Annotated in this window: 11 protein-coding genes; 7 read left to right on the forward strand and 4 right to left on the reverse strand. The window is 74.8% G+C overall.

Features of this window, described 5'->3' with window-relative positions; all coding sequences use genetic code 11:
- The first annotated feature begins 68 nt into the window (after positions 1-68).
- Positions 69-974 carry a ribokinase gene (locus ACZ6EG_RS04390; RefSeq protein ID WP_469601408.1) on the forward strand — a complete coding sequence of 302 codons (906 nt, stop codon included), beginning with the start codon at positions 69-71 and terminating at the stop codon, positions 972-974.
- Positions 971-1360: a D-ribose pyranase gene (gene rbsD / locus ACZ6EG_RS04395; protein WP_356603594.1), complete on the forward strand. Its 390-nt coding sequence runs from the start codon at positions 971-973 to the stop codon at positions 1358-1360. The genes ACZ6EG_RS04390 and rbsD overlap by 4 nt, the downstream gene beginning before the upstream one ends.
- A gap of 250 nt (positions 1361-1610) precedes the next feature.
- On the opposite strand, the gene ACZ6EG_RS04400 is transcribed toward rbsD, so the two are convergent.
- The 3 genes from ACZ6EG_RS04400 to ACZ6EG_RS04410 are packed head-to-tail and all read right to left on the reverse strand — an operon-like array spanning position 1611 to position 4758.
- The gene (locus tag ACZ6EG_RS04400; protein WP_391968292.1) at positions 1611-2426 is read right to left on the reverse strand and encodes a sugar phosphate isomerase/epimerase family protein; all 816 of its coding nucleotides are present in this window, start codon (positions 2424-2426) and stop codon (positions 1611-1613) included.
- Positions 2427-2458: 32 nt separating this feature from the next.
- Positions 2459-3610, reverse strand: coding sequence for a dihydrodipicolinate synthase family protein (locus ACZ6EG_RS04405; RefSeq protein ID WP_391968079.1), 1152 nt, complete (start codon positions 3608-3610; stop codon positions 2459-2461).
- Positions 3607-4758 carry a Gfo/Idh/MocA family protein gene (locus tag ACZ6EG_RS04410; RefSeq protein ID WP_391968080.1) on the reverse strand — a complete coding sequence of 384 codons (1152 nt, stop codon included), beginning with the start codon at positions 4756-4758 and terminating at the stop codon, positions 3607-3609. The genes ACZ6EG_RS04405 and ACZ6EG_RS04410 overlap by 4 nt, the downstream gene beginning before the upstream one ends.
- A gap of 204 nt (positions 4759-4962) precedes the next feature.
- On the opposite strand from ACZ6EG_RS04410, the gene ACZ6EG_RS04415 reads away from it, so the two are divergent.
- Together ACZ6EG_RS04415 and ACZ6EG_RS04420 are read left to right on the forward strand one after the other, a co-directional pair.
- The gene (locus tag ACZ6EG_RS04415) at positions 4963-6009 is read left to right on the forward strand and encodes a LacI family DNA-binding transcriptional regulator (protein ID WP_391968081.1); all 1047 of its coding nucleotides are present in this window, start codon (positions 4963-4965) and stop codon (positions 6007-6009) included.
- A 375-nt stretch (positions 6010-6384) separates the two neighbouring features.
- Positions 6385-7185 carry a sugar phosphate isomerase/epimerase family protein gene (locus ACZ6EG_RS04420; protein WP_391968082.1) on the forward strand — a complete coding sequence of 267 codons (801 nt, stop codon included), beginning with the start codon at positions 6385-6387 and terminating at the stop codon, positions 7183-7185.
- Here the strand turns inward: ACZ6EG_RS04420 and ACZ6EG_RS04425 are convergent.
- The gene (locus tag ACZ6EG_RS04425; protein WP_391968083.1) at positions 7169-8110 is read right to left on the reverse strand and encodes an EamA family transporter; all 942 of its coding nucleotides are present in this window, start codon (positions 8108-8110) and stop codon (positions 7169-7171) included. The genes ACZ6EG_RS04420 and ACZ6EG_RS04425 overlap by 17 nt on opposite strands.
- Before the next feature lie 125 nt (positions 8111-8235).
- Here ACZ6EG_RS04425 and ACZ6EG_RS04430 point away from each other — a divergent pair, with 125 nt between their 5' ends.
- The 3 genes from ACZ6EG_RS04430 (at position 8236) to ACZ6EG_RS04440 (ending at position 12311) form a co-directional block, all read left to right on the forward strand.
- A complete protein-coding gene (locus ACZ6EG_RS04430; protein ID WP_391968084.1) occupies positions 8236-9189 on the forward strand; it encodes a LysR family transcriptional regulator in 954 nt (317 codons plus the stop codon).
- A gap of 488 nt (positions 9190-9677) precedes the next feature.
- Positions 9678-11525, forward strand: a complete 1848-nt coding sequence (locus ACZ6EG_RS04435) for a glycoside hydrolase family 3 protein (protein WP_391968085.1) — start codon at positions 9678-9680, stop codon at positions 11523-11525.
- Positions 11526-11648: 123 nt separating this feature from the next.
- Positions 11649-12311: a hypothetical protein gene (locus ACZ6EG_RS04440; protein WP_391968086.1), complete on the forward strand. Its 663-nt coding sequence runs from the start codon at positions 11649-11651 to the stop codon at positions 12309-12311.
- Positions 12312-12354 lie beyond the last annotated feature (43 nt).

Below are 12354 nucleotides of genomic sequence, written 5' to 3' on the forward strand. Positions count from 1 at the left end.
CGGTGGCCGCCCGCCCGCCTCACTCGAATGCAGGTGCACGGGGTTTCACTCGGATCGGAGAGCGATTCATGTACGACTACGACCTCCTGGTGGTGGGGTCGGCCAACGCCGACCTCGTGATCGGCGTCGAGCGGCGGCCGGCCGCCGGTGAGACGGTGCTCGGCTCCGACCTGGCCGTCCATCCGGGCGGCAAGGGCGCGAACCAGGCGGTCGCCGCCGCCCGGCTCGGTGCCCGTACGGCCCTGCTGGCCAGGGTCGGCGACGACGACCACGGGCGGCTGCTGCTGGACTCGCAGCGGACGGCCGGTGTCGACACGGTCGGCGTGCTGGTGGGCGGGGCGCCGACCGGCGTCGCGCTGATCACCGTCGACCCGTCCGGGGACAACAGCATCGTGGTCTCGCTGGGCGCGAACGGCCGCCTGGCCCCCGGTGACGTGCGCGCCGCCGCGAGCCTCTTCCACGCCTCCCGGGTGGTCTCCGTCCAGTTGGAGATCCCGCTGGAGACGGTCGTGGAGGTGGTCCGGAGTCTGGCGCCGGGCACCCGGTTCGTGCTGAACCCGTCGCCGCCGCGCCCGCTGCCGCAGGAGGTGCTGGACGCCTGCGACCCGCTGATCGTCAACGAGCACGAGGCGAAGGTGATCCTGGGCGACGCGCGCGTCGGCGACCGCCCCGAGGACTGGGCGCGTGTCCTGCTGGCCAAGGGCCCGCGTTCGGTGGTCGTGACCCTCGGTGCCGAGGGCGCGCTGGTGGCGTCGGCGGCCGAGGGCGTCTCCCGCATCGACGCGGTGAAGGTGGACGCCGTGGACACGACGGGCGCGGGCGACGCGTTCACCGCGGCGCTGGCCTGGCGGCTCGGCACGGGTGAGTCGCTCGCACAGGCGGCGGCGTACGCGGCCCGGGTCGGCGCGGCGGCCGTCACGAAGGCCGGGGCGCAGGCGTCCTACCCGACGGCGGCGGAGGCCGAGGCACTGTGAAGAAGGCCGGGATACTCAACCGTCATCTCTCCGGTGCCCTGGCCGCCCTGGGCCACGGGGACGAGGTCCTGGTGTGCGACGCGGGCATGCCGATCCCGGACGGCCCGCGCGTCGTGGACCTGGCCTTCCGCGCCGGGGTGCCGTCCTTCGCCGAGGTCCTGCACGGGCTGCTCGACGAGCTGGTGGTGGAGGGCGCGACGGCGGCGACGGAGATCCGCGGAGCCAACCCGGAGGCGGCCGCGCTGCTGGACGCCGGCCTGCCCGCCCTCACGCTGGTCCCGCACGAGAGGCTGAAGGAACTGTCGGCGCGGGCACGGCTGGTGGTGCGCACCGGGGAGGCCCGGCCGTACGCGAACGTGCTGCTGCGCTGCGGGGTCTTCTTCTGACCCCTCCCCGCGACTCCTCCTCCCCCGCCCCCGTGCCCCCTCTCCCCGTGCCCCCTCTCCCCGTGGCGCCTCCCCCGCAGCCGCGGACGGCGGCCCGGGGAACTTCGAGGGGGCACGGTCGCGACGACCGTGCCCCCTCGGGTTTCCCCACCCCTTCGGAACCCCGTGATCCCCCCCGGGTCCCCCGACAAGGGTTCCGATGCCCGGTACGACCCGCGGGGCGGCCCAACGGTTGCACGGTCCGCCGGAATTATTTTCCGGACCCCGCGGCCCCCGTGTGCGCGGCGAACCGTGCCGCCGTCTCGGCCAGCACCTCGCGGCCGTCCCGGGCCCACAGCCCCTCGTTGAAGAGCTCGACCTCGATGGCGCCGGTGTAGCCGGCCGCGTCCACGTACCCCTTCCACTCCCGCATGTCGATCGCTCCGTCGCCGATCTGGCCGCGGCCGTTGAGCACGCCCTCGGGCAGCGGGGTCGTCCAGTCGGCGAGCTGGAAGGTGTGGATGCGGCCGCCCGCGCCCGCCCTGGCGATCTCCCGCGGCGCCCGGTCGTCCCACCAGAGGTGGTACGTGTCGACGGTGACGCCGACCTGGTGGGCCGGGAAGCGTTCGGCGAGGTCCAGCGCCTGGGTGAGCGTCGAGACCACGCAGCGGTCGGCGGCGTACATGGGGTGCAGGGGCTCGATGGCGAGCCGGACGCCGTGCCGTTCGGCGTAGGGGGCCAGCTCCGACAGGGCGTCGGCGATGCGTTCGCGGGCGCCGTGCAGGTCCTTGTCGCCGGCCGGCAGGCCGCCCGAGACGAGGACGAGGGTGTCGGTGCCGAGGACGGCGGCCTCGTCGACGGCGCGGCGGTTGTCGGCCAGGGCCCGCGCGCGCTCGCCGGCGTCGGTGGCCGTGAGGAAGCCCCCGCGGCACAGGGTGGTGACGGTGAGCCCCGCGTCGCGGACCAGTTTCGCCGCCGCCTCGACGCCGTACGCCTGGACGGGTTCGCGCCACAGGCCCACGTTGCCGATGCCCAGGTCGCGGCAGGCGGTGGTCAGTTCGGGCAGCGGGAGCTGCCTGACCGTCATCTGGTTGATGCTGAAGCGCGCGAGGTCGGCGGTCACGGGGTCACTCCGTACAGGTGCAGCAGGGTCCTCATGCGTTCCTCCGCGAGCTTGGGGTCGGGGAACAGGCCGAGGCCGTCGGCTAGCTCGTAGGCGCGGGCGAAGTGCGGCAGGGAGCGCGCCGACTGGAGGCCGCCGACCATCGTGAAGTGGGACTGGTGGCCGGCCAGCCAGGCGAGGAAGACCACGCCCGTCTTGTAGAAGCGGGTGGGGGCCTGGAAGAGGTGGCGGGAGAGGGCGACGGTGGGGTCGAGGAGGGCGCGGAAGCCCTCGGTGTCCCCCGTGTCCAGGACCCGGACCGCCTCGGCCGCCAGCGGGCCCAGCGGGTCGAAGATGCCGAGCAGGGCGTGGCTGAAGCCCTGCTCGTCGCCGGCGATCAGCTCGGGGTAGTGGAAGTCGTCGCCGGTGTAGCAGCGCACGCCCCGCGGGAGGCGGCGGCGCAGGTCGACCTCGCGCCGGGCGTCGAGCAGGGAGACCTTGATCCCGTCGACCTTGTCGGGGTGGGCGGCGATGACCTCCAGGAAGGTGTCCGTGGCCGCGTCGAGGTCGGACGAGCCCCAGTAGCCCCCCAGGGCCGGGTCGAACATCGGGCCGAGCCAGTGCAGGATCACCGGCTCGGCGGCCTGGCGGAGGAGGTGGCCGTAGACCTCCAGGTAGTCGTCCGGGCTCGTCGCCGTCGCGGCCAGGGCGCGGGACGCCATCAGGATGGCCTGCGCCCCGGACTCCTCGACGACCGCGAGCTGTTCCTCGTAGGCCGCCCGGACCTCGGCGAGGGTGCCGGCGGTGATCTGGTCGGTGCCGACGCCGCAGGCGATCAGGCCGCCGACCGCCTTCGCCTCCGCGGCGGACCGGCGGATCAGCTCCGCCGCGCCCGCCCAGTCCAGGCCCATGCCGCGCTGGGCGGTGTCCATCGCCTCGGCGACGCCCAGGCCGTGGGACCACAGGTGGCGGCGGAAGGCGAGGGTGGCGTCCCAGTCGACGGCGGCGGGCCCGTCGGGCGTGGTGTCCGCGTACGGGTCGGCGACGACGTGCGCCGCCGAGAAGACCGTGCGGGAGGAGAAGGCGCCTCCGCCGGTCGGGGCGAAGGGCTCGGTGCGGGGCTCGTGGGCGCGCAGGGTGCCGTCGGCGCCGGGCAGGTGCAGGGTCACAGGGCGATCTCCGGTACGTCGAGGCGGCGGCCCTCCGCCGAGGAGCGCAGGCCCAGCTCGGCGAGCTGCACGCCGCGGGCGCCGGCCAGCAGGTCCCAGTGGTAGGGGGCGTCGGCGTAGACGTGCTTGAGGAACAGCTCCCACTGGGCCTTGAAGCCGTTGTCGAAGTCGCCGTTGTCCGGGACCTCCTGCCACTGGTCGCGGAAGACCTCGGTGGCGGGGATGTCCGGGTTCCACACCGGCTTGGGGGTGGCGGAACGGTGCTGGACCCGGCAGTCGCGCAGACCGGCGACGGCGGAGCCCTCGGTGCCGTCGACCTGGAACTCGACGAGTTCGTCGCGGTGGACGCGGACCGCCCAGGAGGAGTTGATCTGGGCGACCGTGCCGCCGTCCAGCTCGAAGACGCCGTAGGCGGCGTCGTCGGCGGTGGCGTCGTAGGGCTTGCCGTTCTCGTCCCAGCGCTGCGGGATGTGGGTGGCGGTGAGCGCCTGGACGGACTTCACCCGGCCGAACAGCTCGTGCAGCACGTACTCCCAGTGCGGGAACATGTCGACGACGATGCCGCCGCCGTCCTCGGCGCGGTAGTTCCACGAGGGGCGCTGGGCGTCCTGCCAGTCGCCCTCGAACACCCAGTAGCCGAACTCGCCGCGCACCGACAGGATGCGGCCGAAGAAGCCGCCGTCGATGAGGCGCTTGAGCTTCAGCAGGCCCGGCAGGAAGAGCTTGTCCTGCACGACGCCGTGCTTGATGCCGGCGGCGTTCGCCAGCCGGGCCAGCTCCAGGGCGCCGTCGAGGCCGGTGGCCGTCGGCTTCTCCGTGTAGACGTGCTTGCCCGCGGCGATCGCCTTGCGGATCGCCTCCTCGCGGGCGGAGGTGACCTGGGCGTCGAAGTAGACGTCCACCGACGGGTCGGCGAGGACCGCGTCGACGTCGGTCGACACGTGTTCCAGGCCGTGCCGTTCGGCCAGCGCCCGCAGCGCGTGCTCGCGGCGGCCCAGCAGGATCGGCTCGGGCCACAGCACGGTGCCGTCGCCGAGGTCGAGGCCGCCCTGTTCGCGGAGGGCCAGGATGGAGCGGACGAGGTGCTGGCGATAGCCCATGCGCCCGGTCACACCGTTCATGGCGATACGCACCGTCTTGCGTGTCACGTCATTCCCTTCGAAGCGAGCAATGCGGGGAGTACAGCAAGCGCTTTCTATGCGGTACGAAGCTAGCCTGTGGACGGTGGTCTGGACAAGACCGTCGTCCGGGCGAGTTGTTCGACGGGGCGAACAGCGGCGGGCGGCGGTCGTAAGGTCGCCCGGGACGGCCGAGACGGCGTACGGCACACGCGTGAGGCGGAGGACGAGGACATGACGGTGACCCTGGCGGACGTGGCGGCCCGAGCGCAGGTCTCCCCCGCGACGGTGTCGCGCGTGCTGAACGGGAACTACCCCGTGGCCGCCTCCACCCGCGAACGCGTGCTGAAGGCGGTCGACGAGCTGGACTACGTGCTCAACGGGCCGGCGAGCGCGCTGGCGGCGGCCACGTCCGACCTGGTGGGCATCCTGGTCAACGACATCGCGGACCCCTTCTTCGGCATCATGGCCGGTGCGATCCAGTCCGAGATCGGGGGCCCCGGCGGCAGGGCGGGCGGCGAGAGACTCGCGGTGGTCTGCAACACGGGCGGCTCCCCGGAGCGCGAACTGACCTACCTCACGCTGCTGCAACGGCAGCGGGCGGCGGCCGTCGTGCTGACCGGCGGCGCGATGGAGGACGCCGCGCACCAGGCGGCCGTGGCGGCGAAGCTGGGCAGGCTGACGGAGGCGGGGACGCGGGTGGTGCTGTGCGGGCGTCCGCCGGCGCCCCGGACCGGGGCGATCGCGCTGACCTTCGACAACCGCGGGGGCGGCCGGGAACTGACCGAGCACCTGATCGGGCTCGGGCACCGGCGGCTCGGCTACATCGCGGGACCCGAGGAGCGGACCACGACCCGGCACCGGCTGGAGGGCCACCGTGCCGCGCTCGCCGCGCACGGCATCGAGGAGGACCCCCGCTGGACGGTCCACGGCCGCTACGACCGGCGGTCCGGCTACGACGCGACGCTCGAACTCCTGCGCAGGGACCCGTCCCTGACGGCGGTGGTCGCCGCGAACGACTCCGTCGCGCTGGGGGCGTGCGCGGCGCTGCGCGAGTCCGGGCTGCGGATTCCGGAGGACGTGTCGGTGGCCGGCTTCGACGACCTGCCGTTCAGCATCGACGCGGTGCCCGCGCTGACCACGGTCCGGCTGCCGCTCGCGGAGGCGGGGGCCCGGGCGGGGCGCATCGCGATGGGGCGCGAGGAGGCGCCGGGCGGGGGGATCGCGACGGTGCGGGGGGAGCTGACGGTGCGGGGGTCCTCCGGACGGCCACGGGAATAGGCGCCGTCGGTTTCGCGGTGGCCCGGGTGGGGTGCCGGGGGCTGGCGCGCGCCCCTGGTCCGCCCCGTTCGGACCGCCGCTCGGGTGTGAGGGGCCACGCCTGCCGCGCCGGGCGGGGAGCGGACAGGGGCCGGACGAGGGTCGGTCGAGGGCCGGATGCGGACCGGACAGGGGCCGGATCAGGGCCAGACGGGGACCGGTACAAGGGCCGGAAGCGGACCGGGCCCGGACCGGACGGGTGGGGCTCGCGTGCGGAGGTGCGGCCGGGCTGGGGTGAGGTCGGGCGGGGGGGTGCGGGCGGGGCTCGTGGGGTGGGTGGCGACACCGGGCGGTGAGGAGGAGTGGGCGCGGCGCTGCCGGGTACGCTCCGTGGTCATGAAGCTGGCGTTCTCCACCCTCGGTGTCCCCGGCCTGCCCCTGACCGACGTGCTGGGGCTCGCCACCGCGCACGGCTACCACGGTGTCGAATTGCGCGTCCACCCCGAAGAACCGGTGCACCCGGGCCTGGCCCCCGACGAACGGGCCGCGGTGGCCGCCCGGTTCAAGGCGTCCGGTGTCGAACTGCTGGGCCTCGCGGGCTACACGCGCGTCGCCGCTCCCGGTGACGACGACGCCGTCCTCGCCGAGCTGCGCGGACTGCTGGAGCTCGCCCGCGACCTGGGCGCCCCGTACGTCCGGGTCTTCCCCGGCGGCGGCACCGACCAGAGCCCCGAGGAGGCCGACGCCACGGCCGCCCGGCGCCTGGGCACGGCCGCCGAGTACGCCACCGACCTCGGCGTACGCATCCTGCTGGAGACGCACGACACGCACCGCACCGGCGCCGACGCGATGCGCGTCCTCGGTCTGGTCGGGCACCGCCAGGTCGGTGCGCTGTGGGACGTGATGCACACCTGGCTCGGTGGCGAGCAGCCCGCGGAGAGCTATCTGGCCCTCGCCCCGCACCTCGGGTACGTCCAGGTCAAGGACATCGCCTCCGTCGAGGACACCACCCCGCTCCCGCTGGGCACCGGCGTCCTGCCGCTCACGGAGGTGGTGGACGTCCTCTCCCGCCACGGTTGGGACGGGTGGCTGTGCTGGGAGTACGAGAAGCGCTGGCACGAGTCGGCGGCCCCGCTGCCCGAGCTGTTGGACGGGGGCCGCGAGCACCTCGCCCGGCTCCTCAGCGACGCGGCGTGAGGACCGGCGCGGCCGGTTCCGGCGCGGCGGCCCCGGGCCTGTCCGGCACGGGGACGCGGGCCCGCCGGGAGGCGCCCGGGGTGAGGGTCGTCAGGGCCACTCCGCCCACCAGCAGTGCCGCCGCGCACCAGCGCAGCGGGGTCACCGACTCGCCGAGGAACAGGGCCGCCGAGGACATGCCGAACACCGGGACCAGGAGGGAGAACGGCGCGACCGTCGAGGCCGGATGACGGTGCAGCAGCCACCCCCAGGCGCCGAAGCCGAAGACGGTCGAGATCCACGCGACGAACAGGATCGTGCCCGCGCCCTGCCAGTCCAGACCGCGCAGGGCCGCCAGGTCCCGTGACGGCCCCTCGGTCAGGAGGGAGAGGGCCAGCAGCGGGAGCACCGGGACGGTGGACACCCACACCATGAAGTTCAGCGCGTCGGGCGGCGAGGCCCTGCGGGTGAGGACGTTGGACAGGCCCCACGCGGCGGCGGCGCCGACGACCATCAGGAAGGCGCCCAGCGGTCCGGAGGCCCCCTCGTCGACGGCGGCCACACCGATGCCCGCGACGGCCACGACCATGCCCAGGGCCCGTACACCGGTGGGCCGTTCGCCGAGGACCGCCGCCGCGATCACCGCCGTGAACACCGCCTGGATCTGCAGGACGAGGGACGACAGCCCGGCCGGCATGCCCGCGTCCATGCCCTGGAAGACCAGGCCGAACTTCGCGACCCCCAGCACCAGTCCCACCGCCACGATCCACTTCCACGCCACCTTCGGGCGGCCCACGAGGAAGACCGCGGGCAGGGCCGCCGCCAGGAAGCGCAGGGCGGAGAAGAGCAGTGGCGGGAAGTGGTCGAGGCCGATCTCGATGACCGTGAAGTTGACGCCCCAGGTGGCGGCGACGAGCACGGCGAGGAGGAGGTGGGAAGGTCGCATGGATCGAGGATCGCCGCCCGGACCATGTAGCACCAGCGATGATTGCTGCACGGTCGGATGAAGCAGCGCTAACCTGTTGCGCGTTCGCCGCTCGCTCTGTCCGTCCGAGGCCGGGAGCCCACCTCATGCTCGATCTCCAGCGGTTGCGTGCGCTGCACGCCGTCTCCGTGCACGGCACCGTCGGCGCGGCCGCCACCGCGCTGGGCTTCACGCCCTCCGCCGTGTCCCAGCAGATCGCCAAGCTGGAACGGGAGACCCGGACGGTGCTGCTGGAGCGGGAGGGGCGTGGGGTGCGGCTCACCGACGAGGCGTGGCAGCTGGCCGCCACCGCGCGGGAGTTGCTGGCGCTCGTCGAGCGGGCGGAGACCCGGCTGGAGGAGCGGCGGGGGGTTCCGGCGGGGCGGCTGACCGTGGCCGCGTTCGCGTCGGCGGCGCGTGGTCTGCTGCCGTCCGTACTGGCGGATCTGGCGGCGCGCCACCCCGCGCTCGACGCGCGGCTGACGGAGGTCGATCCGCATCTGTCCGTGGACCTGGTGGCGAAGGGCGCCGTCGACCTGGTCGTCGCGCACGACTGGGACATCGCCCCGCTGCCCGCCCCGGCCGGGGTGGAGCAGGCGGCCATCGGGGAGGACCTGTGCGATCTGCTCGTGCCCGAGGGGCACCGGTTCGCGGGCCGGGCGGGCGTACGGCGTGCGGAACTGGGCGGGGAGCGGTGGATCTGCCAGCCGCCCGGGCGGGTCTGCCACGACTGGCTGCTGCGGACCCTGCGGGGCGCGGGCCACGAGCCGGACGTCGTCCACCAGGCCGAGGAGAACCCGACGCTGGTGGCGCTGGTCGCGGCCGGACTGGGCATCGCCCTGATCCCCCGGCTGGGGCGCGGCCCGCTGCCCGCGGGGGTGGTGGAGGTGCCGCTGGACCCGATGCCCGTACGCCGGCTGTACGCGCTGTGGCGCGCGGGCGCGGCCCGCCGGCCGGCGATCGCCGAGACGGTGCGCACGCTACGGGCCCACTGGCCGGACGCCTCGGCCCGCACGACCACGGCGACACCCCGCACGACGGCGTCCGTCCAAACCGACTGACCCGGCCCGCACCACCGCACCCCGCTCCGCCCCTCCGCCCCCGACTCGCCGTCCGCCGGACTCGCCGGCCGCGCGTCGCGGGTTCAGCCGCTTCCCGGAGGGTGGGTGGCTCGTGTGTCTCACCCGGCCCTCGCGCACCGACTCGGGAAACGGCGCCCGAACCGGGAACCCCGCCCCCGCCCCGCTCGTCCCATCCGCGACGCTGCCGGACGAGTCCTCGCGGTGCGGTGTCGGCCTCACCGCCGGCCGCGGTCGCCGACCACCCTCTCCGCCGTACCGCGACCGGCAGCCCGCCGCCGTCGGCGTCCCCCCTCCCTGACGCCGGCGGCGGCCCCTCCGGGACGTTCCCGGCGAGCCGTCACCGCTTCGGGTGACTCCTGTGCGCTCCCTTGACTGGCAGAAACTTCCCGGATATTGGTGACTCCTTGGAAGTTTCCTTCAGCAGCTCTCCAGCGATTCCCCAGCGGATCACTCCGGAAGGAGCGCACGTGCACCACAGCAGCACGGCCGGCAAGGGAAGCAGCGCACAGCCCTCCAGACGCACCGTCCTCACCGCCACCGCGGTCGTCACCGCGTCCCTGGCGGCCGGCGGCGGCACCGCCCACGCCGACCCCCGCAGGCCCGACGACGACAAGCTCCGCGCCCTCGTCTCCCGGATGACGCTGGAGGAGAAGGTCGGCCAGCTCTTCGTCATGCGGGTGTACGGGCACTCCGCCACCGCCCCCGACCAGGCCGACATCGACGCCAACCTCAAGGAGATCGGCGTCCGCACGGCCGCCGAACTGGTCGCCCGGTACCGGGTCGGCGGCGTCATCTACTTCGCCTGGGCGCACAACACCCGCGACCCGCACCAGATCGCCGACCTGTCCAACGGCATCCAGAAGGCGTCCCTGGAGCTGCCGCGCGGCCTGCCGGTGCTGATCTCCACCGACCAGGAGCACGGCATAGTGGCCCGGGTGGGTGAGCCGGCGACGCTCTTCCCCGGCGCGATGGCCATCGGCGCCGGCGGCTCGCGCTCCGACGCCCGCACGCTCGGCCGGATCGCGGGCGCCGAGCTGCGCGCGATGGGCATCCGCCAGGACTACGCCCCCGACGCCGACGTGAACGTCAACCCGGCCAACCCCGTGATCGGCGTACGCTCCTTCGGCGCCGACCCGGAGGCGGTGGCCGAGCTGGTGGCCGCCGAGGTGACGGGGTACCAGCGTTCGGGCGTCGCCGCCTGCGCCAAGCACTTCCCCGGGCACGGCGACACCGCCACCGACAGCCACACCGGGCTCCCGGTCATCACGCACAGCCGCGAGCAGTGGGAGGAGCTGGACGCGCCGCCCTTCCGGGCCGCGATCGAGGCGGGCATCGACGCGATCATGACCGCCCACCTGGTGGTCCCGGCGCTCGACGACTCCGGCGACCCGGCCACCCTCTCCCGCCCCATCCTCACCGGCATCCTGCGCGAGGAACTCGGCTACGACGGGGTCGTGGTCACCGACTCCCTCGGCATGGAGGGCGTGCGGACCAAGTACGGCGACGAACGGGTGCCCGTGCTGGCGCTGAAGGCGGGCGTCGACCAGCTCCTCAACCCGCCGAACCTGGACCTCGCCTGGAACGCGGTGCTGACCGCCGTACGCGAGGGGGAACTCACCGAGGCCCGGCTCGACGAATCGATCCTGCGCGTGCTGCGGCTGAAGGCGAAGCTGGGGCTGTTCCGGGACGCTTACACCAGCCGGCGGGACGTGGACCGCACCGTCGGCACCCGGGGACACCTGGCGGCGGCCGACCGGGTCGCCGAGCGGACCACCACGCTGCTGGTCAACGAGGGGCGGCTGCTGCCGCTGTCGCGCCGGGAGCACCCCAGGCTGCTCGTCGTGGGCGCCGACCCCGCCTCCCCGTCGGGCACCACCGGGCCGCCCACCGGCGTCCTCGCGGGCGCGCTGACGGAACTCGGCTTCACCGCCACCGCCCTGTCCACCGGCACCGCCCCCTCCGCCGCCGTCATCGACCGCGCGGTCGCGGCGGCCGGGGACGCCGACGCGGTGGTGGTCGCCACGTACAACGTCACGGCGGCCGGCAGCCAGCGCACGCTGGTCACCCGGCTGCTGGCGACGGGCAGGCCGGTCGTCGCGGTCGCGATCCGCAACCCCTACGACGTGGCGCACCTCCCGGACGTCCGTGCCTGCCTCGCCGCCTACTCCTGGACCGACGTCGAGGTACGGGCGGCGGCCCGGGTGATCGCGGGCCGGGTGCGGCCGCGCGGAAAGCTGCCGGTGCCGGTGGTGCGGGCGGACGATCCGGCGACGGTGCTGTACCCCCTCGGGCACGGGCTGACCTACCGGTCGTAGGCGTAGCGCGGCCTACGACACGCGCCGGGGGCGCCCCCGTCCGCCGGTCGCGAAGCCCCCCGCGCCTCTGGCGTGCGCCCGCTGCCGCGGGTCACGCTGGACCGGGGATCCGGGGGGACGGCGATGCGTGGAAGACGGGCCGCGGGGGTGCTCTGCGCCCTGTCGGCGCTGTGTGCCGTACTGCTGGCGGGGTGCCAGAGCCCGTCCGGCCCGGCGGGCGCCGGCTCCCCGGGTGCGGGCGGGGGCGGGCGGTCCGGCGCGGGGACGGCGGCGGGCCCGGTGGCCGTGCGGCCGTCCGGGTACGGGACGGTGTTCCTCGCGGTCGACGAGTGCAGTTCGTTCGGCACGGTCGGCTTCACCGAGGTGCCGTGCGGCAGCGAACGGGCGGCGGCGCGGGTCGTGGCCCGCGAGGACGGCCGCGCGAGTGACGGGCCGCCGTGCCCCGCCACCACCGACTTCGTCCTGCACATCAGCGAGCAGCGCCCCTCCGCCGACGAGGACGGCGACGGTGCCGTGCCGCAGGGCTACGCCTGCATGCGCAAGCTCCTGCCGCCGCACCCCGGTGATCCCGGCGGCGGTGGCGGTCCGCGCACCGTCGTCGGCGACTGCGTCCACGACGCCGGGGACGGCAAGGTCCGCGAGACCGCGTGCGACGGCAAGGGCCGCAGGACACCGCAGTTCAAGGTGGTCGACGCGGTCACCGACCGGGCGGACTGCCCCGCCTCGACCGGTCTCTACGTCCGTCTGGGCGGCGAACGCCCGGTGGGCTGCGCCCGGCCGCTGTGAGTCCCTGGGGCCTCTCAGCGGCGGCCGGGCGCAGCCGTCCGTC

The organism is Streptomyces sp. NPDC041968 (genome assembly GCF_055589025.1).

Coding starts and splice junctions, on each gene's coding strand:
- ACZ6EG_RS04390 (WP_469601408.1), top strand. CDS start 69: ATGTACGACTACGACCTCCTGGTGGTGGGGTCGGCCAACGCCGACCTC.
- ACZ6EG_RS04400 (WP_391968292.1), bottom strand. CDS start 2,426: ATGACGGTCAGGCAGCTCCCGCTGCCCGAACTGACCACCGCCTGCCGC.
- ACZ6EG_RS04415 (WP_391968081.1), top strand. CDS start 4,963: ATGACGGTGACCCTGGCGGACGTGGCGGCCCGAGCGCAGGTCTCCCCC.
- ACZ6EG_RS04420 (WP_391968082.1), top strand. CDS start 6,385: ATGAAGCTGGCGTTCTCCACCCTCGGTGTCCCCGGCCTGCCCCTGACC.
- ACZ6EG_RS04425 (WP_391968083.1), bottom strand. CDS start 8,110: ATGCGACCTTCCCACCTCCTCCTCGCCGTGCTCGTCGCCGCCACCTGG.
- ACZ6EG_RS04430 (WP_391968084.1), top strand. CDS start 8,236: ATGCTCGATCTCCAGCGGTTGCGTGCGCTGCACGCCGTCTCCGTGCAC.
- ACZ6EG_RS04440 (WP_391968086.1), top strand. CDS start 11,649: ATGCGTGGAAGACGGGCCGCGGGGGTGCTCTGCGCCCTGTCGGCGCTG.